Here is a 26,365-nt window from a genome sequence, read left to right on the forward strand (position 1 = left end):
TGGCGCGGCTTCCTCGATCAGACGCTTGGGACGATGGTGACGTGAAGAGTGGCAACGATCGTTGGGAGCGCTGCCAGGCGCGGGAGGTCGATGGCCGGGCTGTCCGCCTCCAGGCTCGGCGTTACAGCGCGATCATAGACGGCTACGCACTCCCTGTTGGTGATCCTCGACATGTAGACGATGCCGTCGAACGTGGTCTGGTCGTAGAGCGATTGGCTCAGCCTCCTGCCGGCGGCCTGCGCCTTGGCGCGTACGGCATCGGTGGACACGCCGAGCAGACTGGCGCCCTCGTTGCGCAGATCGAGCAGGAAGAGCGGGTGCGGATTGCGCACCGCTGCGATCGAATATCGGTCGAGCTCCTCCTCAAGAAGCAATCGGTCCACCGTGTTCTCGTAGCGATCCCGCACGATTGTCTCAGCAAACGCGGTCACAGGATCTTGGGCCAAATAGAGGAGATGAAACCTGTTCCTCGGACTCGAGAAGCGCGATCGACCAGGCCCCATGCCCAGAGGAGTCGCGGCATGTGCGCGCGCCATGATCCTCACATAGTTCGTGACATCGACGCCGACCGAAAGGCGCGCCAGTATGGCGGGATCGAGCGTCATTGCGGGCCGAAGTAAGCCCGCGCGGTGTCCACGACCTCATCTATTCGATCCTGCTTGAGTAGATCGATTGGCGTGCGCCCGCTCAATACGGGGTTAGCCTGACGCAACCAAAGCCACGCAATGCGGTGGCCGCCAGCGAGGCGGACGATCGAGGCAATCCCGCGTGCAGGACGGCCATCAATGAACTGCTCGACGGGAAAGACATGCTTCTTGGTGCCTTTGAGCAGACCAATGACCTCGTCGGAATGTTGCCAGCGGTGAAGGGTTGACCGCGGAATGCCATAGTCACGATTGAGTTCGCTGGCCCCGGCCACCGGACCCGCCCAATCTTCGATCTTGCGCGCTACAGCCAATTCTTTCAGGACGCGTCGGCCTTCCTCGGCCGAGACGATCGTGCCTAGCCCTTCGCCTTTGGACGGTTCGACTGCTTCGGGCACTGCGAGCTTGATCTTGCCCCGACCGACATCATGGCTGAAGGTTTCGACCAGTCGCCGGACGCCGCGCATCAGCTCAGCCTGACGCTTGGCGAGTTCTTGCCTGGCCTCGACCGGTAAGTTCAGGACGGCCGCGGCCGCTGCCCCCGCGATGTGCGCCGAGAGAGCCAGGGAACCCGACTCGAACGCCCTGTCGGTCTTCAATGCGTTGGTGACTTTGCTCGTCACCCGATCGGCCACGCGGCCGTTGCCATCGTGATCGATCTGCAGATTTGGATTGGCCATGGGACAAACTCCATCGTTCTACCGGTCAATATAGGACCGGCGTCGTCATTTGTCCAGTTTGTTCCATTTGCACTTTATGTATCGATCCGGGCGGCGCGATCCGTCAGTCGCCGCGGCCGTGACAATGTTTGTACTTTTTGCCGGATCCGCATGGGCAACGCTCGTTGCGCCCGATCTTGCGCCGCTCCGGCTGTGCTGGCCGCTGCGGAATTGACCCTGCTTTTGGGAATCGACGGGCAAGCCCTTCAAGCAAGCCGGGCGGCGGCACCCACTTTGGTGGCGGTCCAAACCGTCGAAGGTTTGCGATCAGTTCCCGCTGGCTTTTCAGTTCCTTTTGCACCAGCGGAGGCAGACCATGCTCATAAGGCTCTAGCCGCGCCATCTCGGCCTCGGCCTCGGAAAATCGCCCACAATAGGCAAGGACCACCGCATACTGCGAGCGCACCGTGATGAGATAGTCTGCTAGCTTCCACTGCCGGAGTTGCGGCAGGATGATCGTCTCCATCATCTGGAGCGCGCCATCAAAGTCGCGCTTGGTGATGAACTGATCGACGAGATCCTGGCCCACCCGGAACATGGAGTCGGGCGCGCGCGCCAGATCATAGAATTTCAGGGCGTGGATGCGAGCGAACGGCGAGGGCTGGCCTTGGGCGTCACGCGCCTTGGCAAGCACGTCGAGAGCGTCTGCAAGATGCTTGACGTCATCGACATCCCACCCCTTCTTCAGCATCCGCGACAACTCGGGCGCGTTGTTGCCGATCACCATCTCTGGCGTCAGGCCGATCACCTCATAGTAAGCTCTGACCAGCGGTTCCACGCGCGCGGCCGCAGCATCTGCGTCGCCGAGTGCCAGCTCGGCACAAGCGACGTTGTACCAGAACACGCGCTGATGACCGGGTGGCAAATCCTCAATGATGGGCGTGAGGTCCGCTACCAGGCGCATCGCGCCGCGCCTGTCACCCTCAGCGGCGAGCAGGCTCATCCGCTTCATGCCAACGCGCAGCCGTTCCTCGGCTCCAAGGTTGTGTGCCTCGACCAGGGCGTCCATCTGGTCGAGCCACGAAGCGGCGCGGTTGGAACCAGCCTTTATGTCAGCAAAGGCGAGACCGTCGAGCGCCTTGATCCGCTGGTCGGGCGGAACGGCCTCATCTTGAGCGCCGCGCTCGAGGTAGGCTTCGACTTCGGGCCAGACGCCCATTTCGTGGAAGAGCTCCTCGGTGGCCATTTCCACCAAGAGATCGAGACGGCCGACTTCGCCGCTCAGGCGAAGGAAGAGCGAGAGCTTGGCTGGATGCCAACCCTCTCTCAGGCTCTTCTGCACGACCACTCGCAACGCCTCCTGGCGCGCTCTCACGGCTTCGGCGCCGTGGAGGAGGAGCCGGCCCTTGCCGACGGCGCGGGCGGCATCATGGAGCTTGATGCGGTCGTTAGCGAAGACCTGCAGCATGCCCTGATCAACGAGGTGGCGCAGGGCGCGGTCGAATACAGCTCGATCGGGGCCGCCGGCTGCCGAGACAAACGAGCGGATTTCTTCGCGCGTCAGGGGAGCATCGCAGAGGCTGAGCAGTTCCGCGACGTCAGCTACCGCCTTGGGCAACCGGTCAAAGACGCGTCCGAGGATCAGGTCCTGGGCGATTTCCTTCGTGTGTGCAGATTGCGCCAGATCCGCGCAGAGCCGCTTCAGCGATCCCTCGTAGTCGGATTTTGCAAGCGAGATCGCATTGAGGACGAAGAGTGGAAGACCGCCGGTGAGATCGATCAAGCGCTGGCAATCGGCAGCATCACCGTGGCAACCTCCATCCCGCGCGGTCGCAGCCACAGTATCGGGGCCCCACCCCAGAAGGGCCTCGCGGGTGAGGCCCGCGAGCGCCTCGATAGCGGAAACCTCGCCTTCGGGGCGTCCCAGAAACACAAAGCGCATGTTGCTGGCAGACTGGATCACCCCGATCAAATCGTCGGCGGCCAACTGGTGCACGTTGTCGAGGGCGACGGTGACGACCTCACCCTGCCCGGCCAGACGCCGCGAAAGGAGCTGGAGGATTTCTCGACCGGAGGCGCCAGGCAGAAATATCTCGCCGAGGCCGTGACCGGTCTTGAACACGCGAGCCGCGACTTCGCGAGCAACGGCGTTGGCGAGAGCAGCGCCGGGCGTATCTGCGACGTCGAGATAGACCAGCGTCCCTGCGGCGTGTTGCGCGGATTGGGCCAACCACGAGGTCTTGCCGGCGCCCGAATAGCCAACGATCAGCCTGACCCGTTCTCCGCTCAGCAGATCGGGTTCGTGCTCCTGAACGCGATAGGGCGACGGCGGCAGCGGCAGGTCCTGCAGTTGCACGACAAGCTGCTCGAAAAGGCTGGGAAGCTCTCCGACCTTGAAGGTGTGGTCGTGGTTGTCGTCCTCGCCGGTGGCCGCCAGCGACACGAGACCGGCCAATTTCCAAACGAGCGTTTGCGGGGCGAGCGTCGCAAACGGCAGGCCCTTCGCCAATTCGCTGGCCGCTTCAGCGGCTTCGAGGAGCGAGCCCTGCGGCGCCGGCAGGATGCGTGCATCCGGATCGGCTGCTGGCCAATCGACATGGACATCAGCCGGCCATTCGGCCGCAGCGAGCCTAGCGGCAAGAGGGCCGTTCGGAGCGGCATTGCTGATGATGAGGAACGCTGGTTCTCCGCTGCGCTCGCCGCGCTGATGCGCGGCGCGCAATTCAGCGAAGCGCTCTACGGCTTCCTCGATATCGTTCCAGGCGAGTGGCTCTTTGCGATGCTTCACCTGGACGTAGATGCGGCGCCCCTCGAATTGCACCTCGACGTCTTCGTCGCTCTCGACCTCCACACTCCGCACAGACAACGCCGCCGCCGACAGCAGGCACTGAACGGTGTAGAGATGCTGAAAGAGGAAGCCGCGATGCACGGCTTCGATCCGAACGAGTTGAGCGGGATCCAGTACGCTTACTGCTTGCCGTTCCGGCTCGATCAAGGTGACCCCTCCGCCGGGCCGGGCTGGACAGCCGGCAAGTCGTAGCGGCTGATGACCGCCGTGCCGTCTTCGAACTCGATCTCGATGACCTCATTGACGATGGCAGCGCCGACGCCCAGTTCCTCGAGAAGCGCATCGAACAGTTCACGCTGCTTGTCGGGCGCTACCTGGGGGACGATGATAAGCAGGCCGGCATGCAGTTCCTCTCGCGCATAGAGCTTCCTGAAGTCGCGAGCGTTGTTGGTGACGAAGGTGAAGTCCTCGGCGATGATGCGAGGCATCAGGTCCCAATCGGTCTCACCGCTCAACCCAAGCCAGTTGACGTGCCTGGCTTCGTGGCCGCGCGCTTCTGCAACTGCGACAAGGGAGGTGTGCAGACACTCGTCGACCAGAAACTTCACGCAGGCACACGGGCCTTCGTTGAAGGTCGCGGGTCGCCCTTCAGCGTCGCGCGTTTCGACGACTTCACCTTCAAGCCCTGGTCGGACAGCTTCTTCGGCCGCCCCCGGGTGGGATGGGCCGCCGTCCAGATTTTGGCCAGCTCGATCATTCGCGCCGTAAGGCTCGGATATCCATCGAGGAGGTCCGCCTCATCCGCACCCTGCGCGAGCATGGCTGCGACCGTACGAACGGGGACGCGCGTGCCTTTGAACACGGGCTCGCCACTCATCACGCCCTTGACCCGGCCAATCACGGATTCGGCTTCATCGAGATCGCGAATGCGCGCGTTCAGCTGCTTTCGAGCCTCGGCGACGTCGACGATCAGCAAGTCGTCTGCCTTCACCGTCTTGGCGGCAGGCTTTTCCTTGATCGCTTCAAACAGCCGCTGGCGTCGTTCCGCCGCGAGGGTCGAGCCGACGCCGTACCAGAGCTTGAGACGGAGCAAGCCCTCGGCTGTCAGGACACGGCGCCGAACGCTCTTCGCAGGCGTGGCTGCGCTGCTCACGGTATCGACGATCTTCTTGTCGATCGCGTTGTGAACCGCCTTGATGCCGATCTGGCTGACAGCGGCGGCCTCGGCCGGGGTGTAGACGCGGGCGACGGCGTTCATAATCATTCTCCTTTGAAAGAACAATATAGGCCGCGCGCCACCCTGCGTAAAGGGAGCGCCTCGGACACGAAGCATGGAGGCCATCACTTCACAGGATGCCCCAGGCGCGATAGCGGCCCTTCCCCCTCAGCTCGCGAACACTGAGCATCTTGCCTGTTGTCGGAATTTCCGACATGGCCTATATATGTGTCGGATTTCGAGACATGAGGTCCTCGATGACAGTTTCGACCGCCGCAATTGAAGCGATTATCCGCGACGAGATCCGGAGCGCCCAAGCCGACCGACCCACCACCAAGGCGGGCTGGGAGCCGCAGGTCGATTCGTTGGTCATGGTGTCGATCGCGCTCAGGATTGAAGAAGAGTTCAACGTCAAGCTCCCCGAGGCGGCCATGCCGCCCGGTGGTTTCGATGACGAGAATACGTGCGTCGCTGTCTTCACCCAGCGCGTCGTGGAGTTGCTGGACAAGCAGCAAGCGCAAAAGCAGCCGGAAGGAGAGCAAGTGTCATGACCGCTGAACGGATCGGCTTCGCCGTTGCCGAGGATGAGAGCCAAATCCTGGGCGCGAAACTGCGCGAGGCGAGGGAATATGTCGGGCTTAAGCAGGAGCAGGTCGCACACCATATGGAGCTACCGCGCACTGCCGTGTCGGAGATCGAGAACGGTCGCCGCGGCGTCAGCGCCATCGAACTGAAGAAGCTTGCGCGTCTCTATCAACGTCCAGTGACTTGGTTCACCGGCGAGGAACCAGAGGCCGCCGTCCCCGCCGATGTGGCATTCCTCGCGCGCACCGCGAGCGCCTTGTCGGACAACGATCGCCAGGAGCTCCAGCGCTTTGCTGAGTTCCTGCGTTCTAGATCGAAAGTCGCCGGTGATGGTCGGTCGTAGCGAGCGCGAATCCATCCTTCGCGGCATCCGCGGCGCTAAACGCCTGCAACGCGATCTGCGTCTGGACGTAGGGGCGTCTCGCGCGCAGCGCGTAGATGTCTTTGGATGCATCGCGCGTTCCGGTGCGACGCTGATGTTTCAGCCTCTCGAGCCGCTCCTCGGCGCCTTTATCCGCGAAGAAGGCGTCGCGGGCATCATCCTCAGCACCCGCCGGCCCCTTGGCATGCAGCGCTTCACCGCGGCGCATGAGCTCGGGCACCTGGTTCTGGGTCACGATCCGCACGCTGACGACGAAGGCATCCTGCGCCGCGCACCCTGGGCCAGCGACGGCGCCAGGGGCCCCCGCGTGCCGCCGGAGGAACGGGAAGCAGATGCGTTCGCGTCCTACTTCCTGCTTCCGCCATACCTCATCAAGGAGCAGATGGAATTGCGCGGTTGGGAGCCCCACCACTTCGCACAGCCGGAGACCGTCTACCAGGCGTCGCTGCGCTTCGGCACCAGCTACCGGGCCACGGTGTTCGCCTTGGAGCGCGAGCACGTCATCGGCCGCAGCCTGGGCCAGCAACTGCGCGACGCGGAACCGCGCGACCTCAAACGCCAGCTGCTGGGCGACTACGCCTTGAAGAATGCCCAACGCGTTGACGTTTGGCATCTGACAGAGCGTGACGAAGGCGCCGTCATCGAGGCCAGCCGCGACGACCTCTTTCTGCTCCGGCTGAAGGAAGACAGCGGCAGCGGTTATGTCTGGACCTTCGACGAACTTCGCGATGCCGGCTTTGCAATCCTGCGCGATCGACGAGAACCCGTTCCGGAAGGCCAGATTGGCGCTCCCACCGTGCGCCGGGTGCTGGCTCATGCCGAACGCCCCCTCGGCGGACAGTTGACGCTGCGCGAAGTCAGGCCTTGGGCGCCTGACGACGACCCACAGTTGCTGACGCTCTACTGCAAGACCGCGACAAGCGACGAGGCGGGCCTGTTCGAGCCGCAGCGCGAGGAGCTTCTGGCTGCCTCATGACGCTGGATATCCTGCAAGATTTGCGGTCCGTTCTCGGGCCGGTCCGCGATCAAGGTCGCCGTCCGACATGCTTGTCGTTCGCTGCCTCGGCAGTCCACGAGCAGGCGCGCGGTGACCTCGATCCGTTGTGCGTCGAGTGGTTGTTCTACCATGCCGCACAGCGCGCCGGCACCGGACCGCGCGAAGGCACCACGATGCCGGACACCCGGACCGTGTTGCAGGATCTCGGACAGCCCTTCGAGCCGATCTGGCCCTACAACGGGCTGCCCCCGTCCGCCGCGATCTGGCAGCCTCCGGCTGCGGTGCCGGTGCTCTTTCGGTGCGGGTCGGATGGCTGCGGCACGGACCTTGCTCAGGTTCGGCAATTGCTGGATCGCGGCAGGCCGGTCGTCCTCGCCCTCTTCGTTTCGGGCGCCTTCACCGCAGCGGCGGCGTGGCTGCGGACAGGAACCGAAATCATCCTCCCCGACGACGGCGAACCGATCGATCGCCAACGCGGGCACGCTGTCGTTGCTGTCGGCTACGGCAGTTTCGGGAGCGAAGACCTCATTCTGATCCGTAATTCGTGGGGGCCGGCCTGGGGCGGCGATGGGCACGCCTGGCTAAGACAACCATATTTGAGCCGCCGTCTGTTCGGTGGCTTCAGCATCAGTGAAGGAGACGGCGATGTTCTACAATCCGATGCCGGCGGCATCGACGCCCGTGCGCGCGTGGGTTGAAGCAGCGGCTCGCCTCCGCGCCCAGCCCAACCTTACCCTCGGCGGTGTGATGCTGCACATCGAGCAGCCGCTTGCGGCAGATCCCGACGAAGACGCGGTGATCATGACGGTCGACCGCTTCCTGCGGGCGCACGGCGCCCACTCCGTGGCGACGGTTGTCAATACCATTTTCCCGTCGGCGCTGGATCGGGGTGATGGCGTTGATGCGTTGCGCGAGCGTTATCTCGAGGTCTATAAGCGCCGCATGTGCACCCCCGGCGAATGGGGTCGCTATTTCGAGCGTATGGTCAATTGGGAAGACCGCAAGGGCGGGCGCATCGACCAGCTCGCCGAGAACATCCGCATGCTCAAGGATGCGCGTGCCGGCCGCTTCTATGAAAACCGCTACGAGATCATCATCTCCGATCCCGTCAGAGACATGCGCAAGGCGTTAAACCGGCAGTGCCTGAGCATGATCGAGCTGAAGCCGGAACGGAATGGCTCGTTGCACATGATCGCGCTCTATCGGAACCACTATTACGTGCAGAAAACCCTCGGCAATCTGCTCGGCCTGGGACGCCTGCTTGGCTTCATCGCGCGCGAAAGCGGCTTCGACGTCGGCACCCTCACCGTCAACTCGACGTCCGCCCGGCTCGACACGGAAGGCTGGGGCAAGGCCGAGGTGATCGCGCTGGTTGATGACTGCGCGGCCGGCCTCGTCAAAGCGGCAGCGTGAAGGCAGCGGCGACGGGTTTGCCCCCCGCTTGATGCCTCGGGCGATCAGGCGAAGAGTGGGGCGGGTTCCTGCGTGTCCGAGGCGTCCAGGCCATAGTGTGTGCTGACGCCAGCGATGAACTCAGATTGGCCACCGTAACTGGGGTGTCTGACTTTTACGGCTGTCACGCCCAGGTCCTCGAGGGCGAGTTGGGCGTCGCGGCCAATGGCGAGGACGCGGGACGGTGACAGCAGGTGGATGAGCCCGACCATGATATGCCGGCACGCCAGTCGCTCGCGGCGCGTGTGGCAGCGGTTGGACATGGGCTCGCCCGCTTCATGTGGATGGAGCGGAAAGACGTTCCAAAGAAAGACCGGCTGCCTGATCGCGATCAGCATCTGCCAGATCACGGTGGCGGTGCGCTCGGCCATGGCCGGACCATTGGTTGACCGCGCTAGCGGAGGCGTGCCCAGCAGGTCGGCGTGTGCGCTCAGATGCACTTCATCGGTCAGCGCCAGACCAGTGCGCCGGCCGCCGCGATATCCCAGATCGCGGGCTACCCAGATGGAGTCGACACCCCGATCAATCGCGGCGTCCAGAACCATGATCAAGTTATGCCGCCGAATGCGGGCGGCGTCGGGGCGATCGAAGTCCGAGCACAGATCCGAATAGGGGTTGAAGGCGTCGTCGAACCTCAAGGCGGCGACGAGTTCGACAAACTCCTCGGCGTTCTGTGGGTGGTCACTCATTGCAGCTCTTCGAACTCTATTGTGCGCTTGATGAGGTCAATCACGACCGCACCGTTGCGATGCTTCTTGAGCTCGCGGAACACCCGGAATCCTTCAAGGATCGCGCGCTCCCATTGCCAAAGGGGACGACTCTCGACCTCGTAGCCGCGGACCAGCTCATGCACGGCCTTGAGCAGGCCATAGTCGAGAGTGGTGGCGTTCCGAAACTCGGCCTGGCGTAGACCATGATTGAAGATCCACGTCGAGATGCCTTCTTCGATGATGTTGGCGCGCGCCCCGTCTTCATTCTCATCGATTTCGGGACGGCTCTTGCGTTTGAGGCGCAGCAGCGCCCGCATCGTCGGCGACCATCCAAGGATCCCGGCGAAGGCGAGGTGGAAGACGTCGTGGTATCGATAGTCGTCTGGTTCGTGGCGATTGTCGGTCAGCGGGCTGCCCAGGTTGACCCCGTTCCACTGCTGAACGACGAAGGTCCGGCCGTTTACGGTCCGCTCGATGAAGTCGACGCGCATCCGGCGCGGCAATTGCTCGTAGTCCGGAAACCCTTCATCGAACAAGGGGCCCCATTGCCGCTCGTCCGGCCAGCGACCGAGCGTCTTGACCACATTGTTCCGGGCAGCCTGCTCGAGGCTCACCTGAGCGTCATCTGCCGCCATCAGCAGTGCGCGGAAAATCTCGACGAGATCCGCCGAGAGACGGTCGCGGTTCTTCCTGATCTGCCCTTCGCTCCAATCGGCGAGGAGCACCCCCACCTTTCCGGCGAGGGCAAGCAAACGATGCTCGACCTCCTCTCCGGCTAGTGCACCGCCGAAGGGCGCGTCTGACTGCTGAAGATCCTCGAACGTCGAGGCGCCAGAGCGGCCCTTGTAGTCCCAGTCTTCGAGCTTGGCGGGGACGCTGCGCGCGATCTGGCTCAGCGGCAACTCGGCGCGAAGTGCGGCGTTCGCAAAGTACCACAGAGCGTCGCCCAGCTCTTCGATGACCTCGTCGTGATAGGCGGCGAAGGCGTCCTTGTCGCGCTGCTTCTTTTTGAGCGCGCTCAAGAGACTTCCGACTTCTCCGAACAATCCGAGGAGCACGAAGCCGAGGCCATCGGCGCCTGCCTTGTCGTTGCGATCGGTCCGGGTAGTGAAGGCCTGGTATTCGTCGAGACAGATGGGTCGGTCGCCATCGCCGAAGAGGGAGCCCTGGCTCCTTATGAGCGCGCGACCGTCGACCGCCATGCGATACCCCCTCCTAGGAATCTTGCCGCACCGGAGCCATTGACGCAAGTGAATGGCATGGCGAATTCTGCCGAAACCGATAGTACACAAGAAGAGTTAGCGGTTTTGGTCGGCGAGTGAGGGGAGACGAGATGAATTCGACTTCAGCAACGTTCCTGCACGTCACCGATGCGCACATCGCTTATGCCGGGACGACGTTGGAACGCGATGACCGCAAGACGGTCGTCGCCGGCCTGCAGCCGCAGACGCGTGAGGCCGCCCTTCGCCAGGTGTTCGAGCGGCTGGCCGAGCGCTTGACGCGCGAAGGGCGCAGCCTCGACGGTGTGATTTTTTCGGGGGACGCGCAGGACCGCGGCCGACAGGGCGGACACGAGCTCCTGCTCGATCTGCTGCTGAGCTTCTTCGGACCGCTCGGCATCACGGCCGAGCGCATCGTGGCTACGCCCGGCAATCACGATGTCGACCGCGCCTATGACCCGGGGACCGCCGAGCGCTACAGGGACTTCTGCGCCACGTGGCGCATTCGCGGATGTGTCGTGCCCTGGCTCGATGGTGTCGATGATGCTGGCTCCACGGCGCCGCATTCGCTTGTCGGCGCCGGCAAGGACTGGGCGATTTTTCCGATAAACTCGAGCAACTGGTGCCACGCGGCTGCGGTACTGCCAGAGCCGCTCGCGAGCGTGTGGGCGCAGTTGCCGCAGCTCGCGTCGGGGTCCGACACGGACAAAGAGGGCAAGCTACAACAGCAGCTCGACGCCCTCGCCCGTTACGACATGGCCCGGATTTCGGAACATCAATTGGAGCAGGTGAGACGGCTGGTAGATCGAACGCCTCGCCCGGAGCACGGGCGGCAACTGCGCGTCGCGGTGCTACATCATCATCTGCGCGCACCAAGCCTTCGGGAAGAGATCAAGGCATTTTCCGACATCTCCAATCTCGAGCAGGTGCGGGCATTTCTGCGCGATCGCGAGTTCGACGTTGTCATTCACGGCCACAAGCATGAACACGCCGCCCAGTTTGACCATGTCTACGATCACGGCGGTGACACGGCCCGGCGCCTCTTGGTCGTCTCCGGTGCCACCTTCGAAGCCGGCCGCGAGACCGATGCAGTGCGTCTGCTGACGTTTGGAGGGCTGCCCTATACCCCCTCGATCCGCGTTGAGCCGATCCCGCTGCAACGAGGCGGCGTGGATACCGCCCTCGCTCCAGCTACGACGAGACGCCTTTGGGCGTCTCAGAGCCTTCCGAACGGCCCGACGACGATTCAGGGGAGCGACATCGATGAGGTGTATGAACGGGTCGTGGCCGTGGGCGGCGCGGAAGCGGAAGGCAATACCCTCGTCGTTCACCTCGATTTGCAGGCGACGGACACCGACGAGCTGCCGCTGCCGGCCAGCTATCCAATGGCGGAGCCTCTGGAACCCGGCGCCCGTCAGGAGTGGCTGCGCGAGCTTGTCGGTTGGTGGCAATTGGGCCGCTCGAAGCTGGAGCAGCGTATGCCCTTCGTTCATGGCAGCCGCCTGCGACGTTTCGGAGGAAAGATCGACCAGATCGATCGCATCAAGAAGCTGCTCGAGCAGAAGGCAAGCACGCGCGCCCTCGCCGTTCTGGTCGACCCGTTTCGTGATTTTACCGCGGATGGCAGCAACGAGGAGTTTGCCTCCTTCAGCCTTGTCGAGTTCAAGCGAAGGAGTCTCGGCAACGGACGCCATGCGGTGGAAGTGATCGCCTTCTACCGCGCGCAGGAATTTGCGCGGTGGTGGCCAATCAACGTCGCAGAGCTGCGATCGCTGCAACTTGAGGTGTGCCGACACCTCAACTTTGCGCCCGGGCGGATCACGACGATCGCCGCCGACGCCAGAACGCATTCGCGCAGTCCGACCCAAGTCGCAATGCCAATCGTTGACCGCTGGCTCGACCAGGCACCGGAGCGGCTTCACGCGCTTGCAAATGCGCTCGTTCAACGAGGGCCGCGCAGCGAAAAGGAAAGACTTGCGGTCGAGGGCTGGAGGCGATGCCTCACCGAACTCGAAGATGTAGCCAACAACTACAATCCCGACGGCGTCCCCGTCGCCGTCGAGGGTCTCGAGGTTTTGGCCTCCTACATGCAGATCAGCGTCGATGACGACACCGAACTGGCACATTTCGTTCGCGAGTTGACACGGCTGGCCGAGGACAATCGAGGTTTCGAAAATGGCGTCCGCGATAGAGCGGCGTTCGACACCTGGTCCCGAAGAACGCTGCTTTCGATCGCCGACCTGCGCGACATGACGGCGCGGAGGTTGGCGGCAGCCTAGTGGGGTCGGCAGGATGGCGCGGCGAGCGACTAGAGTATGCCCCATGCGCGATAGCGGCCTCTCCCGGTCACCTCACGAACGCCGAGTTCTCCGATGAGATTGAGGGCGCCGCGCTGCGTCACCCTCGCCGCCTTCGCAATCATCGGCGCCGACACGATCGGCCGCGACAATACGAGGTCGATCGTGGTCGGCAGGCCGCTCGACGAGCGGCGGCCGTTCAGGCGGCGGGACATCTGCTCGCGCGCCTGAGCCAGGCGGGCAATTTCCTTCATGCCGCTCTCGGCCGACGCCGACATGGCATCTAGGAAGGCGAGGATACGGGTCAGGCGGTTTGGGGATCGCCGGCGCTCTCTTTGCACGGCCTTCAGCCCGACATTGAAGCCGAACAGGTGCGAGGCCACCTTGCCTCGCGCCCGAAGATAGGCGCTCACGAACTGGCCACCGAGCCAGTGCTGGCGCTGCATCGGTTCGAGGGATTCCCAGGCTTCCCAGATCAGCGCCGCAGCAACCGTCGGAGGCAGGTCCGCCACGTCGGCTAGAACACGCTTCCATTGCGTCAGGCGATCCACCTCGTCCCAGTCGGTATCGCGAACAACCAAGTCGCCGACGACAAGCGCCGAGCGGCCACCCGCTTTGCGATCAGAAACTCGATCGATCAGGCGTTGGGACTGCTCGAGGAGCGCATCGACATTGGCGAGCTCCTGAGCGAGCGGATCGTCGCCCTCCAACAGATGGAGGTCGGCCGCCGTATCGACGAATGCACTCCCCTCCCCTTCCGCGGCCTCGTGCTCCTGTTCCTCGTATCCTGTGAGCGCGCCGATCCCGGCATCGCTGACGGCCCAGCCGGGCTTGGCGCCGGCGATGCGGCGTCGAGCCCGCAGGATTCGGTGGGCGATCGTCAGCTCATGCGTCGGCGCCCGAACGTCCATGCGCTCATCGTGGAGAACGAGGTCCTCGACGTGGACAAGCTCGCCGCCCACCCACATGCTGGCGGCCGCGTCGAAGAAGTGGCGGCGCTCGACAAAGCCTTCTCCGACCGGACTGCGGCGCACCTGCTCATCCAGCCGGGCCAGTTGGTCTTCCGCTCTCCCGATGGCAGGAAGCAAGGTCTGCAGAGGCAGGCTTTCGATAGTGTAACCCATTGGTGCCGCACGCCATTATTCTCTATACGGAAGCTATCACGGGTTTCGCTTCCGTCATAGCGACGGATTCTCCGGCGCGCGTACTATACAGACGCGCCAGGCCTTCGGGTCTGAACAGCAGGGCGCCGATCGGTGCTCAAGTCGACGAGAATGCCCGTTTCCCGGGGTTTGTCGGGTACCTATAGGCGAAAAGGCCGCTCAAGAGACGTTTACAAACGATCGGTTATCCTTATCCTCTGCATTTGGAAACCCGCTCCAAAACGCACTCTCAGGCGCTCCGGATGGCCGCTGACACGCAAAATAGAAGCTCCCGTCGACCACAGGGCCGGCAAATCGGCTACGCGCGCGTCTCAACGGACGAGCAGGCTACCGCAGCGCAGGAAATGGAGCTGCGCGCGGCCGGCTGCGAGACAATCGTCGAGGAGCACGGCTCCGGCGCCTCCCGTGCCCGCCCTGCCCTCGCGAGGCTGGTCCGGGAGATCGGCGCCGGCGACACGCTCGTCGTGGTGCGGCTCGACCGCTTGGCACGCTCGGTCAGCCACCTGCTGGAGGTGATCGAGGACCTGACGACGAAGGGCGCGCATTTCCGGTCGCTGCGGGATCCAATCGATACCACGACGCCGCAGGGGATGTTCTCGCTGCAGGTCCTCGGCGCCGTGGCCCAGCTCGAGCGCGCGCTGATCTCCGAGCGCACCAAGGCCGGCATCAGGGCAGCGAAATCAAAGGGCAAGCTGCCGGGCAACCCCGGCATCCGCGAACGCCAGCCGGAGGCCCTGGCGAAGGTGACTGCCGCGCAAAAGGCGGCTTTCGGCGCCCGGATTCAAGCGACGGTCAACCAATGGCTGCCGACGGTTCGGCGCATGCGCCCTGACCATACCTGGGACGACATCGCCCGCGTCCTCAAGCAGCGGGGTCTCAACTGGACACCGGAACGCCTCCGCCGGGCGGTCAAGTGGCTAGTCGCCGAGCACCTCGCCGATCCTGCCCTGCTAAAGAAGTCCCCTCCCCGCCTGCCGGAAGACCGGCTGATGACGCTGGTCGCCGGGATTCACGCGTCCAATCCGGAGCTCACCCTGCGCGAGATCGCTGGCCAGCTCGAGCGTTTGCACGAACGGACGCCCCGCGGCGGCTCGAAGTGGTCGCCGTCCTCGGTCAAGAACCTCATCGACCGTGCCCGTCGCATCGGATTGATCGACGTCGAGCCCGGGATAACCGCGGCGGCCGAATAATCCGGCCGTCATGGCGTTTTCGGCTTCTGCAGGGTCTTCAGCAGCGCCGGCGACACGCGAAGGTCCGAGCTTTCGTCGGCATCGCCGGGCTGCGGTTTGCCAACCGTTGCGTTCGCCGGCTTGGATGCCTCGAGTTTTGCCCGGACCAGGGCCATGATCATCGGCCAGGTCGAGAATTTCCCGTCTCGGGCGCGGTCGGTCAGGCTGCGCAGATAGCCGCCGGCGTTGCTGATCTGGTCGGTCCGCTGCAGGATCGCCGCCAGCGTGATCGCGGCGTGCTGATCGCCCATGACCTCCCGCGCTTCGCGCCAGGCGCTTGGGCTGATTCCGAGGAACGGCCGGGCCAGTTCGGCCGCCGCCAGAAAATCGCGCCAGTTTCGGATGATTCCGCCCTGCGCCAGGTCCTGCAGGCTCGGGCATGCGTCCAGCACGATCCCCAAGGGCAGCTCCCGTCGCGGCAGGCTCCGCAGGTTGTCGGGTTCCGCGGCGGTGCCGCCCGCTTCATCTTCTTTTCGTAAGCCGCTTTCAGATTCAGATCTGGGGTTTGGGTTTGAATTCTGTATGTGGCGACCACTATGGGACTCATTGGCGTCCAGATTCTTGGATTCTGCGAATGTTTCCAGTACCTCACGGATCTCGGTGTAGAGGCCGTGCAGGTCGACGCAGATGTCCTCGACAAGCTGGCGAGGTGCCGACCGCGGCAGTCGGCCGACGATCGCCTGGTAGGTCCGCAGCACGCCTGCCCAGTTGCCCGGCACGTTCTCCTCGATACCGGCGTCGATCAGCTTCACGATATCCCGCCGCAGCAGCGTCAGGCGCTCCTTGGCGACCCGGAACGCGTTCTTCTCGGCTCTGATAGCCTCAGCCAGGTCCTCGAACTCCTGAGCCCGGGCGACGATCGGCGACAGATCGAAGCCATAGGCCTGCTCGATCTCCCCTCCCCTGCCCTTGCGCGCGAAGCGCTTGCCGTTGGGGCTGTCTCGGCGAATGATCAGGCCGCAGTCGACGAGCACGGCTAGATGCCGGCGGAGCGTTGTTGGCGGCATGCCATTGGCGCGTGCTGCCAGCGCCTCGTTGGACGGCCAGACGATGAGCTCGCCATCGGCCGAGAGCTGAGGCTCGAGGTGGAAGGTCAATAGGGCATTCAGGAGCGTCAGCGAGCGGTCTGTCGCGCCGAGCAGCTCCTTGGCGTCACGGATGGTGTAAAACACCTTCCACTTGTCGACAGTGGCGCCCTGCGGTGCCGATTTTGCCGTGACCTGGCTTGCGATCATGCCAAGCGTCATCGACCGCCGCCCAAAGGGCGTCGTTGAGATATGCGTCTGCATCTTTCATCACCTATTGCTAGGCAATAGAAATCCGCTCGCCGAATCGACGCTCATGGCCCAAGGGCCTTGACTGGGATTCCGGGAAGTGCGATTCTCTCGTCACCACAACTGAGAAGGGCTTCCGGAATGTCGTTTCGGGGGCCTTTTTCTTTGCCCGGGTTGCTATTTTCCGCTTTCCGGGTTGGAAATTGTCAGGTGACAATCCAGCCGAAAGCGATTGTTTTTCAGTGCGTTGCTCCTTTCGGTGAGGTGGTGGATTTGCCTTCGTGGCTCTCACCGAACTCTTTGAGGAGCTCCGGCAAGCGGCGCTGAAGGAAACTGGCGAAGCTGCTGTTGTCCGACACGAGCCTGACCTTGCCGCCCTTCTTTTCGATCCAAGCTACGCGGTCCGATGATGGCGGCCGGCGCTTCGTCGGCCGCTTCGGCGTACCGGCAGCATCGAGGACGATCGCAAACCGCCGATCACTATCAGCCGTCTTAAACGCGTCGTCAGACACCACGTCGCTGAGCTTGTCTCGGGCACCTGGATGCTCGAGCGCCTTGGCGAGTTGGAGCCACCTCGGCCGGCCAACCTTTGGCGCCGGCCCGATCGCCACGATGAGCTCGTCGCCCAAGACCTGCGACACCGTAAGCAGGCGCGAGACCTCTGGCTTGTCGACGTTGAGCGCTGCGGAAAGCGTATCGCGGTCAAAGCCGCGGGACTCCATTTGCATGGCGAAACGGGCGCGCTCGATAAACGACAGGTCCTCACGCGGCCCGTTCTCCTGGCCTTGCAGGATCACCATTTCCTTGTCGGAAAGCGCCCGGATGATCGCCTTGACTGGGCGGCCAAGTTCCTGGGCGACGCGCCACCGGCGATGTCCGGCCGCGATCTGGTAATGGCCGTCTTCCGACGGGTCCGGCCGTGCAATGATCGGGATCTGCTGGCCATTCTCGGCGATCGCGGCCTTGAGTTCCTGAAACCGGGCGTCGGTGGTCGAGGGAATGCGGTCCGACACGATCGACGGGCTGAACAGAGCCGCATCGATCTCTTGCGTCGTCTCTCGGGTGGCGAGTTCCTCCCTCAGCGCCTTGGCCTGTGCCGCTTCGGCGGTGAGGCGATCAAGCCCGAGACTCATGGCCCTGACCGCGCCCGAGGGTCGCGCGGGTGGCACCGATGCCTCGCCGGACGGGTTCGGCTTGCCGGCGGCGACCAATCCCTGAAGAATGTCCCTGCCCCGTCCATCTGGCTTTTTCACTTGGGCGCCCTCCCCCAAGCCTGCAGAACCAGTTTCTCGATGTCGCCGTTGACCGCATCCATGGATTCGATGGCGCGGTCGTAGGTCTGGCGGTGCATGGACTCGCGCGGCGCCTCATAAACGGTCTGCTTAGACAGGCCAGCGTCGGAAATGGCTGTCGACTTGACCATCATCGGCGTCAATACACGCTCACCGAAGAGGCTGCGCAAAAAGGCGACGATCTGGTTCTGTGGCCCGTCGTTCGGTTCGTGGCGCGTCACCAGATAGCGCATCCAGTCGTAGTCGAGGTTGCCGCCATTATCGCGAACGACCGAGAGGAGTTGCGAAGTCATGGCCAGGAACTGGTTCATCGAGGCCACGTCCAGCATCTGCGGATGGACCGTGATCAGGACCGCGGTAGCTGCGCACAGCGCCGACATCGTGAGAAAGCCAAGCTGGGGCGGGCAATCGATCACGACGACGTCGTAACTGTCGGCGACGCTGTGCAGGGCGCTGGCGACCCGCATGAAGAACAAGCCGTCGCCGTCGTTCTCGCCGCTCGCAAGGACACGCGGCGTGTCGTGCTCGAACTCGTGCAGTTCGAGATTCCCCGGAACGAGATCGAGACCGGCGAAGTAGGTCTTGCGGACGATTTCAGCGAGAGGGCGCCGATTGCTGTCGTAGCGGATCGCGCCATAGAGCGTCTGGTTCTCGTCGACGTCGAATTCCGGCTGATAGCCGAACAGGGCCGACATGGACGCCTGAGGATCGAGATCGACAGCCAGCACGCGAAACCCGCGGAGCGCAAGGTATTGCGCCAGATGGGTAGCGGTCGTGGTCTTGCCGGAGCCGCCCTTAAAGTTGGTGACGGCTATCACCTGAAGATGCTCATCGCCCTTGCGCCAGGGCACATAGGACGTCTTGCCCTTGGTCAGGTGGTGGCGGAGGGCGTGGATCTGATCGAGCGTGTATCGGCGGCGACCCGGGGCACTTTTTTCAGGAATGGGGCCATCTTCGTCGGTCGCCAGACTTCTGATATAGCTTTCGGTCAGGCCAAGCAGTTTGGCGGCTTCGGCGGTCGAGAACGTTCGGAGCTCCTTCTTGGCCTCCGGCGGGAATAGGCGCTCTCGCAAAACCTGGAGCTGTGAGCCCAGGGCCTGCGAGTCTTCCCAGATCGTTTGATCAAACGCCTGGGGCCCACTTGGTCGCAAATTCGCGGCTGCGTTGGTGTTCATCGTGAAAGTCGCAAAAGAGAGCCATTCTGCCAAATTTCCGCAAATTGATCCGACTCCCATCTATCGGTCAAGGAATTTTGGGTTAACGCTTCCCTAACGCGCGCTATCCGATTCCTGTAGCCGTTTGTTCCAACTAGTTTTTTCGGGATATTGTCAGATGACAACCCGAAAGCGACCCGCGTCCATCTCGAACGCTGGCACGCTACTTCAAGCGCAACAGACCCGACTCACCATTCTTCGTCACCCCGTCAGAAACGCCGGGGTGACCCGCTGAGCATCCTTGGTTCTTATCGCGACCCAACGACACACGGACGCGCGGATCAGGCGATGGCGGGGCAATTGGCGGCAGAGGATGGAGCGGAGCACCCGCGTACGGGCAGCGTTCCCGCGCGCATCAACGCGTCCCATCACCGCTTGATCCGCAAGCTCCGCGATGCGCTAGGCGATGCGATCTGCCGTGCCCTCGACGACAGCAGTGTCGTCGAGATCATGGTTAATCCGGACGGCCGGCTGTTCGTCGAGCGGCTCGGGCAGGGGATGGAGATGTTGGCCGCGCTCGATCCCGGAGCGGCCGAGATCATCATCGGCAGCGTCGCGCATGCGCTGCAAACCGAGGCCGATGCGGAGCAACCTATCATCTCGGGCGAGTTGCCGATTGGTGGTCACCGGTTCGAAGGCTTGCTGCCGCCGATCGTGTCGGCGCCGAGCTTCACCATCCGCCGGCGAGCGTCGCGGCTCATCCCGCTCGACGACTATGTCGGGGAAGGGATCATGACCGCTCTCCAGGCCAAGGCGATCCGCGACGCCATCACAGCTCGCTTGAACATCGTGATCTGCGGCGGCACCGGCTCGGGCAAGACCACGCTCGCCAACGCCGTGATCGCAGAGATCGTTTCGACGTCGCCGCAGGACAGAATGGTGATCCTCGAGGACACCGCCGAGATCCGCTGCGCGGCCGAGAATGCTGTTGCGCTCCACACCTCCAATGCCGTCGACATGGCGCGGCTGCTCAAGAGCACGATGCGCCTCAGGCCCGATCGCATCATCGTCGGCGAGGTCCGCGATGGTGCGGCGCTGACATTGCTCAAGGCATGGAACACGGGACATCCGGGCGGCGTCACGACCGTCCATTCCAACAGCGCGCTCTCGGCCCTGCGGCGCCTCGAGCAGCTGACGGCCGAGGTCAGCCAACAGCCAATGCACGCGGTGATCGGCGAGGCGGTCGACCTCGTCGTTTCGATTGAGCGGGCCGGCATGAGCCGGCGCGTGCGCGACGTGATGCGCATCAGCGGATTCAACGGCTCGCACTACCAGACCATCCATTGCCCCCAGCTCGATGAGGACAGCCATGCCGCATGATCTCCGCAGAATCGCAACCACTGGCGTGACGCTCGTCGTGCTCTGCCTCGCGCTCGCGACGCCGGCGCTGGCCAGCTCGGGCGGTGGTGGTCTGCCTTGGGAGCAGCCGCTGCAACAGATTCAGGAATCGATCACCGGCCCGGTGGCCGGCTTCATCGCCCTGGCGGCCGTGGCGATCGCCGGCGGCATGTTGATCTTCGGCGGCGAGCTCAACGATTTCGCCCGCAGGCTCATGTACGTGGTGCTGGTTGCCGGAATCCTCCTCGGCGCCACGCAGATCGTCGGCCTGTTCGGCGCGAGCGGCGCCTCGATCGGTACTCCCGCCGACGAGGCGCCGCAGGCGAGGGCAGGGGAGCCGGACAATGGCTGAAGCCAGCGTTCCGCTCGCCCGCTCGCGGATTCATCGGGCGCTGTCGCGCCCGAGCCACCTGATGGGCGCCGACCGCGAGCTCGTGCTCCTGACGGGGCTCGCTACGGTCATCCTGATCTTCGTCGTCCTGACGTGGTTCTCCGCGCTGTTCGGGGCCGCGGTCTGGATCATCGTGATCGGCGCGCTGCGGGTCATGGCCAAGGCCGATCCGATGATGCGCCAAGTCTATGTGCGCCACATCGGCTACCGGCCGAGCTACCGCCCGACTTCCACGCCGTGGCGGAGGTACTGATCCCATGGTTGCGCTGCGCCGCTTCCGCAATCCCGGACCGTCCTTTGCCGACCTTGTACCCTATGCGGGCCTCGTCGACGATGGCGTCATCCTGCTCAAGGACGGCTCGCTGATGGCGGGCTGGTACTTTGCCGGCCCGGATTCGGAAAGCTCGACCAATCAGGAGCGCAACGAGGTCTCGCGGCAGATCAACGCGGTCCTGTCCAAGCTTGGTTCGGGCTGGATGATCCAGGTCGAGGCGGTCCGCGTGCCGACCACGGCCTACCCCCCGGCCACGGCCTCGTTCTTCGCTGACGCAGTGACCCGCGCGATCGATGAGGAGCGCCGCCGGCATTTCGAGGCCGAGCGAGGGCACTATGAAAGCCAGCACGCGCTCATCCTTACCTACCGGCCGCCGGAGCGGCGCCGCTCGGCAATGACACGCTACGTCTATTCAGACGACGAAAGCCGGTCGGCGACCTATGCCGACCTTGTGCTTGACAGCTTCCGCAGTTCGGTGCGGGAGGTCGAACAGTATCTCGGCAACGTGCTGTCCATCCGGCGCATGGTGACGCGCACGGTCCTCGAGCCGGAGACAGGGCGCGAGGCCAGCTATGACGAGCTCTTCCAGTTCATCCGCTTCTGCATAGGCGGCGAGAACCATCCGGTGCGCCTGCCGGAGATTCCGATGTATCTCGACTGGCTGGCGACGGCCGAGTTCCACCATGGGCTCTCGCCGGTGGTCGACGGCCGCTACCTTGCCGTGGTGGCGATCGACGGTTTCCCGGCCGAAAGCTGGCCGGGCATCCTCAACAGCCTCGACCTGATGCCGCTGACCTATCGGTGGTCCAGCCGCTTCATCTTCCTTGACGACCAGGAGGCGCGCCAGAAGCTCGAACGCACGCGCAAGAAGTGGCAGCAGAAGGTGCGGCCCTTCTTCGACCAGCTTTTCCAGACGCAAAGCCGCTCGGTCGACCAGGACGCAATGCTGATGGTGGCCGAGGCCGAGGATGCAATCGCCGAGGCGTCCTCGCAGCTCGTCGCCTATGGCTACTACACGCCGGTGATCGTCATGTTCGACACCGACGAGAAGAGGCTGCGCGAGCACGCTGAGGCGGTGCGGCGGCTCGTCCAGGCCGAAGGCTTCGGCGCGCGCATCGAGACGCTCAACGCAACGGAGGCCTATCTCGGCAGCCTGCCGGGCAACAGCTACGCCAATGTGCGCGAGCCGCTGGTTAACACGCGCAACCTCGCCGATCTCATCCCGGTCAATTCGGTATGGTCGGGCAGCGCGACCGCGCCATGCCCGTTCTATCCGCCCAACTCGCCGCCACTGATGCAGGTCGCCAGCGGCTCTACCCCGTTCCGGCTGAACCTCCATGTAGACGACGTCGGCCATACCCTGATCTTCGGTCCGACGGGCTCGGGCAAGTCGACCCTGCTGGCGCTGATCGCGGCGCAGTTTCGCCGTTACGAGAACGCGCAGGTCTTCGCCTTCGACAAGGGCCGCTCCTTGCTGCCGCTGACGCTGGCCGCCGGCGGCGATCACTACGAGGTCGGGGCAGGGGAGGGGGCGACCGCGCTCGCCTTCTGCCCGCTGGCCGAGCTCGGGACCGACGGCGATCGAGCGTGGGCGGTCGAATGGATCGAGACGCTGGTCGCGATGCAGGGCGTCAAGGTCACACCAGATCACCGCAATGCCATCGCGCGCCAGGTCGGGTTGATGGCGTCGGCCCGCGGCCGCTCGCTCTCGGACTTCGTCAGCGGTGTGCAGCTGCGCGAGATCAAGGACGCGCTGCTGCACTACACCGTCGACGGCCCGATGGGGCAACTCCTTGATGCCGAACAGGATGGGCTCACGCTCGGTTCGTTCCAGACCTTCGAGGTCGAGGAATTGATGAACCTGGGCGAGCGGAATCTCGTTCCAGTCCTGCTCTATCTCTTCCGCCGCATCGAAAAGCGCCTGACCGGCGCGCCGAGCCTGATCGTTCTGGACGAGGCCTGGCTGATGCTTGGGCATCCCACCTTCCGCGACAAGATCAGGGAATGGCTTAAGGTGCTGCGCAAGGCCAACTGCGCCGTAGTGCTGGCCACCCAGTCGATCTCGGACGCGGAGCGCTCCGGCATCATCGATGTCCTCAAGGAAAGCTGCCCGACCAAGATCTGCCTGCCCAACGGAGCGGCACGCGAGCCCGGCACGCGTGAGTTCTACGAGCGGATCGGCTTCAACGAGCGGCAGATCGAGATCGTCGCCACGGCGACGCCGAAGCGGGAATACTACGTCGCATCGCCTGAAGGTCGGCGCCTGTTCGACATGGCGCTCGGACGCGTCACGCTCGGCTTCGTCGGCGCCGCCAGCAAGGACAACATCAAACGCATTCAGGAACTGGCCGAGGCCCATGGCGCGCACTGGCCCGTCGCCTGGCTCACTGAAAGGGGAATTGCAGATGCGCAGATACTCCTCGAGCGCTAGGCTCTTTGCCGCATCGTTGCTCGCGATGAGCCTGGCAAGTGCGGGACCTGCCCGGGCGAGCGCCGTTCCTGGCGTGGCCACAGAGTGGACGCAGCTGCTCAACAACGCCGAGCTGATCAACCTGACAGGCCAGTCGGCCGAGCAGATCAGCCACCAGGTGACCCAGATCACGCAACTGGCCGAGCAGATTCAGAACCAGCTCAAGATCTACGAGAACATGCTGCAAAACACATTGCAGCTTCCCGACCACGTCTGGGGCCAGGCGGAGGCAGACCTGCAGCGCCTGCAGCAGCTCGTGTCGCAGGGGCAGGGGATCGCGTTTTCGATGGGCAACATCGATGACGTGCTGAAGCAGCGCATCCAGAGCTACGCCGATTTCAAGACCGGGCTCGAGAATGGCGAGAGCTTTTCGGACAGCTACCAGTCCTGGTCGGACACCAATCGCGATACGATCGCCGCCACGCTGCGGGCTGCCGGGTTGACCTCCGACCAGTTCAGCACGGAGGAGGGGACGATGGCCCAGCTCCGAACCGCGTCGGAAACCGCCGTTGGCCAGATGCAGGCGTTGCAGGTGGGCCACGAGATCGCCGCCCAGCAGGTCGAACAGGCGCAGAAGCTGCGCGGCCTTGTGGCGCAGCAGATCGCCATGACGGCGACGTGGTATCAGTCCGAGCAGGCCGAGAAGGATCTCGCGCAGACACGCCGCGAGGAGTTCTTCAATGCGACGCCGCCGTCAACGTCCGGCGGACAGGAAATGGAGCCACGCTGGTGATGAAGATCGTCGTCATCGTGGCGAGCCTCGTAGCCATCTTCGTCATTGGAATCACGATCTGGTTCCAGACTCAGCAGCCGGGATCACCGTCGCCGGCCGGCGCGGTCGAGGCGCCGCGGCAATACGACACGACGGGCGGCCAGGAGATGCGCCCCCGCTGGGACAGCAGCGGAGGGCAGAGCAATGACGCCGCCGGCAACTAGGCTGCTCGTCTTCGTCGCTCTCGCCATAGCGCTCCAGGTCCATCCGGCCGTCGCGCAGGACGGTTCGCTGCTGACCGATCTCGAGAACGAGATCGCCACGGCCTCCCAGGGCTGGGAATCGACGGTGATGCAGGCGGCGCGCTCATTGTTCTGGATTCTCGCCGGCATCGAGCTCGCGATCGCCGCGGTGTGGCTCGCGATCTCGTCCGCCTCGCTCGACACCTGGTTCGCCGAGCTCGTACGGCGCATCCTCTTCATCGGTCTGTTTGTGTTCATCTTGGAGCAGGGACCGGGCTTCGCGCGCGCTGTCGTCGACAGCCTGTTCCAGATCGGCGCCGGTGGCGGCTCGGCCTCTCCCGCCAACGTCTTCAATGCCGGCCTGCAAGTCGCGAGCGAAATGTCGGAGAAAGCGCGGTTTGGCCTGTTCGAGGACAATGCTCTGGCGATCGCGGCTGTCTTCGCCATGGTGATCGTCGTCATCTCTTTCAGCCTCGTCGCCGCGATCTTCGTTGCCGTGATGGCCGAGATGTATGTCGGCCTCCTCGCCGGCATGATCATGCTCGGCCTTGGCGGTTCGAGCTTCACCAAGGACTTTGCCGTCCGTTACCTGGTCTACGCCTTCTCCGTCGGCATGAAGCTGATGGCGCTGGTGATGATCGCGCGCATCGGCTCCGAGGTGCTGATCAACCTGGCCAACAACTCGTCCGCGGGCAATGACGAATTCCTCTCAACGCTGGCGATCGGCGGCATCTCGGTCGTCGTCTTCGTCATCGCCACGTATGTGCCCAACATCGTCCAGGGTGTGGTCCAGGGCGTCTCGGTTACCGGCGGCATGGAAGCCATCCGCCATGGCGGGCAAGCCGCGAGCTTCGCCGCTGGCGGGGCCGCCCTTGCCTGGGGCGGCGCTCGGGCAGGGGCGGCCGCCTATTCGGACGCGCGCGCTGCCGGCAGCGGCTTTGGCGCGGCAGCGCTCAAGGGCATGACAAGTGGCGTCGGGGCGGCGAGCGGCGCGGTGGCCTCGGCAGCGCGCGACAAATCGATTGGCGTGCCGGGAACCTGGGGCGCCTCGACGCTGGGGCTCGCCAACGCCAAGCTCGACCAGAGCCTCGGCCGGCCAGGGCCACGTCCTTCCTCTGACGACAAGGCGTGACGATGGCCGCTGCAAAACCACCTGAGAACCCCTATCTCGCTGCGCGCCAGGAATGGAACGAGCGCTACGGCTCTTATGTGAAGGCTGCGGCCTCGTGGCGCATCGTCGGCGTCACTGGCATGCTGATGGCTGGGATTGGTTTCTCCTACGCGCTCTATCAGAGCACGCAGGTCAAGCTCGTCCCCTACATCGTCGAGGTCGATAAGCTGGGGACGGCCGCCAGCATCGGGTTCCCGCAGCAGATCGAATATGCCGACCCGCGCGTCGTGCGCGCGACGCTCGGCAGCTTCGTCGCCAACTTCCGCTCCGTGACGCCCGATGCGGTCGTCCAGAAGCAATACATCGACAGGGCCTACGCGCTTCTGCGCAGCGGCGATCCGTCGACGCAGAAGGTCAACGCCTGGTTCCGCGGCAATTCTCCGTTCGATCGCGCCAGGACGCTGACGGTCGCCATCGAGGTGACCAACATCGTACCGCTGTCGAACCAGAGCTATCAGGTCGACTGGACCGAGTATGAGCGCGACCGGCAGGGCAAGGAACTCGCCGTGCGCCGCTTCCGCGGCGTCGCCACCGTGACGCTGACCCCGCCGCAGGACGAGGCGGTGATCCGGCTCAATCCGATCGGCCTCTATCTGACCGACTTCGACTGGACGGCGCAGCTATGAGCGCCCGGAGGTATTTTCT

Annotated in this window: 26 protein-coding genes and 1 pseudogene; 15 read left to right on the forward strand and 12 right to left on the reverse strand. The window is 64.1% G+C overall.

What is annotated here, in order from left to right; all coding sequences use genetic code 11:
- Positions 1-17: 17 nt before the first annotated feature.
- The 6 genes and pseudogenes from ACE3TU_RS00275 to ACE3TU_RS00300 form a co-directional block, all read right to left on the reverse strand.
- Positions 18-605, reverse strand: a complete 588-nt coding sequence (locus ACE3TU_RS00275) for an RES family NAD+ phosphorylase (protein ID WP_374618673.1) — start codon at positions 603-605, stop codon at positions 18-20.
- Positions 602-1,324, reverse strand: a complete 723-nt coding sequence (locus ACE3TU_RS00280) for a hypothetical protein (protein ID WP_374618675.1) — start codon at positions 1,322-1,324, stop codon at positions 602-604. The genes ACE3TU_RS00275 and ACE3TU_RS00280 overlap by 4 nt, the downstream gene beginning before the upstream one ends.
- Before the next feature lie 103 nt (positions 1,325-1,427).
- Positions 1,428-1,550: pseudogene (locus ACE3TU_RS00285) on the reverse strand (SEC-C metal-binding domain-containing protein); the annotation flags it as partial.
- A gap of 2,744 nt (positions 1,551-4,294) precedes the next feature.
- Positions 4,295-4,699 (reverse strand): DUF5615 family PIN-like protein, encoded by a 405-nt coding sequence (locus tag ACE3TU_RS00290; RefSeq protein WP_374618678.1) that lies wholly within the window; start codon positions 4,697-4,699, stop codon positions 4,295-4,297.
- The gene (locus tag ACE3TU_RS00295; RefSeq protein WP_374618680.1) at positions 4,696-5,349 is read right to left on the reverse strand and encodes a DUF433 domain-containing protein; all 654 of its coding nucleotides are present in this window, start codon (positions 5,347-5,349) and stop codon (positions 4,696-4,698) included. Before ACE3TU_RS00295 ends, ACE3TU_RS00290 begins: the two co-directional genes overlap by 4 nt.
- A gap of 88 nt (positions 5,350-5,437) precedes the next feature.
- On the reverse strand, positions 5,438-5,524 hold the full coding sequence (locus tag ACE3TU_RS00300) for a helix-turn-helix domain-containing protein (protein ID WP_374618808.1): 87 nt from the start codon (positions 5,522-5,524) through the stop codon (positions 5,438-5,440).
- Between the two features lie 40 nt (positions 5,525-5,564).
- Between ACE3TU_RS00300 and ACE3TU_RS00305 the strand changes: the two genes are divergently transcribed.
- The 5 genes from ACE3TU_RS00305 to ACE3TU_RS00325 are packed head-to-tail and all read left to right on the forward strand — an operon-like array spanning position 5,565 to position 8,684.
- On the forward strand, positions 5,565-5,858 hold the full coding sequence (locus ACE3TU_RS00305) for an acyl carrier protein (protein ID WP_374618683.1): 294 nt from the start codon (positions 5,565-5,567) through the stop codon (positions 5,856-5,858).
- A complete protein-coding gene (locus ACE3TU_RS00310) occupies positions 5,855-6,235 on the forward strand; it encodes a helix-turn-helix domain-containing protein (protein ID WP_374618686.1) in 381 nt (126 codons plus the stop codon). The genes ACE3TU_RS00305 and ACE3TU_RS00310 overlap by 4 nt, the downstream gene beginning before the upstream one ends.
- The gene (locus ACE3TU_RS00315; RefSeq protein ID WP_374618688.1) at positions 6,222-7,250 is read left to right on the forward strand and encodes an ImmA/IrrE family metallo-endopeptidase; all 1,029 of its coding nucleotides are present in this window, start codon (positions 6,222-6,224) and stop codon (positions 7,248-7,250) included. Before ACE3TU_RS00310 ends, ACE3TU_RS00315 begins: the two co-directional genes overlap by 14 nt.
- Positions 7,247-7,969 carry a C1 family peptidase gene (locus tag ACE3TU_RS00320; RefSeq protein ID WP_374618691.1) on the forward strand — a complete coding sequence of 241 codons (723 nt, stop codon included), beginning with the start codon at positions 7,247-7,249 and terminating at the stop codon, positions 7,967-7,969. The genes ACE3TU_RS00315 and ACE3TU_RS00320 overlap by 4 nt, the downstream gene beginning before the upstream one ends.
- Entirely contained in the window at positions 7,917-8,684 is a 768-nt protein-coding gene (locus ACE3TU_RS00325) for a hypothetical protein (protein WP_374618693.1), read from the forward strand. Before ACE3TU_RS00320 ends, ACE3TU_RS00325 begins: the two co-directional genes overlap by 53 nt.
- A gap of 44 nt (positions 8,685-8,728) precedes the next feature.
- On the opposite strand, the gene ACE3TU_RS00330 is transcribed toward ACE3TU_RS00325, so the two are convergent.
- Both ACE3TU_RS00330 and ACE3TU_RS00335 read right to left on the reverse strand, forming a co-directional pair.
- Positions 8,729-9,412, reverse strand: a complete 684-nt coding sequence (locus ACE3TU_RS00330) for a uracil-DNA glycosylase (protein ID WP_374618696.1) — start codon at positions 9,410-9,412, stop codon at positions 8,729-8,731.
- The gene (locus tag ACE3TU_RS00335) at positions 9,409-10,635 is read right to left on the reverse strand and encodes a nucleoside triphosphate pyrophosphohydrolase family protein (protein ID WP_374618698.1); all 1,227 of its coding nucleotides are present in this window, start codon (positions 10,633-10,635) and stop codon (positions 9,409-9,411) included. The genes ACE3TU_RS00330 and ACE3TU_RS00335 overlap by 4 nt, the downstream gene beginning before the upstream one ends.
- 131 nt (positions 10,636-10,766) lie before the next feature.
- Between ACE3TU_RS00335 and ACE3TU_RS00340 the strand changes: the two genes are divergently transcribed.
- Positions 10,767-12,932 (forward strand): metallophosphoesterase, encoded by a 2,166-nt coding sequence (locus ACE3TU_RS00340; RefSeq protein ID WP_374618701.1) that lies wholly within the window; start codon positions 10,767-10,769, stop codon positions 12,930-12,932.
- 29 nt (positions 12,933-12,961) lie between these two features.
- Here the strand turns inward: ACE3TU_RS00340 and ACE3TU_RS00345 are convergent, their stop codons facing one another.
- On the reverse strand, positions 12,962-14,074 hold the full coding sequence (locus ACE3TU_RS00345; protein WP_374618703.1) for an RHE_PE00001 family protein: 1,113 nt from the start codon (positions 14,072-14,074) through the stop codon (positions 12,962-12,964).
- A 281-nt stretch (positions 14,075-14,355) separates the two neighbouring features.
- Here ACE3TU_RS00345 and ACE3TU_RS00350 point away from each other — a divergent pair, with 281 nt between their 5' ends.
- Complete coding sequence (locus ACE3TU_RS00350) at positions 14,356-15,303, forward strand: recombinase family protein (RefSeq protein ID WP_374618706.1); 948 nt, start codon at positions 14,356-14,358, stop codon at positions 15,301-15,303.
- A gap of 8 nt (positions 15,304-15,311) precedes the next feature.
- Here ACE3TU_RS00350 and repC read toward each other — a convergent pair whose 3' ends face one another.
- The 3 genes from repC to repA form a co-directional block, all read right to left on the reverse strand.
- Positions 15,312-16,631 (reverse strand): plasmid replication protein RepC, encoded by a 1,320-nt coding sequence (repC, locus tag ACE3TU_RS00355; RefSeq protein WP_374618708.1) that lies wholly within the window; start codon positions 16,629-16,631, stop codon positions 15,312-15,314.
- A 224-nt stretch (positions 16,632-16,855) separates the two neighbouring features.
- Positions 16,856-17,869, reverse strand: a complete 1,014-nt coding sequence (gene repB / locus ACE3TU_RS00360) for a plasmid partitioning protein RepB (RefSeq protein ID WP_374618711.1) — start codon at positions 17,867-17,869, stop codon at positions 16,856-16,858.
- Positions 17,866-19,083, reverse strand: a complete 1,218-nt coding sequence (gene repA, locus ACE3TU_RS00365) for a plasmid partitioning protein RepA (RefSeq protein ID WP_374618714.1) — start codon at positions 19,081-19,083, stop codon at positions 17,866-17,868. Before repA ends, repB begins: the two co-directional genes overlap by 4 nt.
- Positions 19,084-19,476: 393 nt before the next feature.
- Here repA and trbB point away from each other — a divergent pair, with 393 nt between their 5' ends.
- Genes trbB through ACE3TU_RS00405 form a run of 8 tightly spaced genes read left to right on the forward strand, consistent with a single transcriptional unit; the run spans position 19,477 to position 26,346 of the window.
- The gene (gene trbB / locus ACE3TU_RS00370) at positions 19,477-20,442 is read left to right on the forward strand and encodes a P-type conjugative transfer ATPase TrbB (RefSeq protein WP_374618811.1); all 966 of its coding nucleotides are present in this window, start codon (positions 19,477-19,479) and stop codon (positions 20,440-20,442) included.
- Positions 20,420-20,812 carry a TrbC/VirB2 family protein gene (locus ACE3TU_RS00375; RefSeq protein ID WP_374618716.1) on the forward strand — a complete coding sequence of 131 codons (393 nt, stop codon included), beginning with the start codon at positions 20,420-20,422 and terminating at the stop codon, positions 20,810-20,812. Before trbB ends, ACE3TU_RS00375 begins: the two co-directional genes overlap by 23 nt.
- Positions 20,805-21,104, forward strand: coding sequence for a conjugal transfer protein TrbD (locus tag ACE3TU_RS00380; RefSeq protein ID WP_374618718.1), 300 nt, complete (start codon positions 20,805-20,807; stop codon positions 21,102-21,104). Before ACE3TU_RS00375 ends, ACE3TU_RS00380 begins: the two co-directional genes overlap by 8 nt.
- 4 nt (positions 21,105-21,108) lie before the next feature.
- Positions 21,109-23,556, forward strand: a complete 2,448-nt coding sequence (locus tag ACE3TU_RS00385) for a conjugal transfer protein TrbE (RefSeq protein WP_374618720.1) — start codon at positions 21,109-21,111, stop codon at positions 23,554-23,556.
- Positions 23,531-24,328 carry a P-type conjugative transfer protein TrbJ gene (gene trbJ / locus ACE3TU_RS00390; RefSeq protein ID WP_374618722.1) on the forward strand — a complete coding sequence of 266 codons (798 nt, stop codon included), beginning with the start codon at positions 23,531-23,533 and terminating at the stop codon, positions 24,326-24,328. Before ACE3TU_RS00385 ends, trbJ begins: the two co-directional genes overlap by 26 nt.
- The gene (locus ACE3TU_RS00395; protein ID WP_374618724.1) at positions 24,328-24,531 is read left to right on the forward strand and encodes a hypothetical protein; all 204 of its coding nucleotides are present in this window, start codon (positions 24,328-24,330) and stop codon (positions 24,529-24,531) included. The genes trbJ and ACE3TU_RS00395 overlap by 1 nt, the downstream gene beginning before the upstream one ends.
- Entirely contained in the window at positions 24,512-25,681 is a 1,170-nt protein-coding gene (gene trbL, locus ACE3TU_RS00400; RefSeq protein WP_374618727.1) for a P-type conjugative transfer protein TrbL, read from the forward strand. The genes ACE3TU_RS00395 and trbL overlap by 20 nt, the downstream gene beginning before the upstream one ends.
- 2 nt (positions 25,682-25,683) lie before the next feature.
- Positions 25,684-26,346: a conjugal transfer protein TrbF gene (locus ACE3TU_RS00405; RefSeq protein ID WP_374618730.1), complete on the forward strand. Its 663-nt coding sequence runs from the start codon at positions 25,684-25,686 to the stop codon at positions 26,344-26,346.
- The last annotated feature ends 19 nt before the right edge of the window (positions 26,347-26,365 follow it).

The sequence above is a fragment of the Devosia sp. genome (assembly GCF_041917035.1).
Classification (GTDB): Bacteria; Pseudomonadota; Alphaproteobacteria; order Rhizobiales; family Devosiaceae; genus Devosia_A.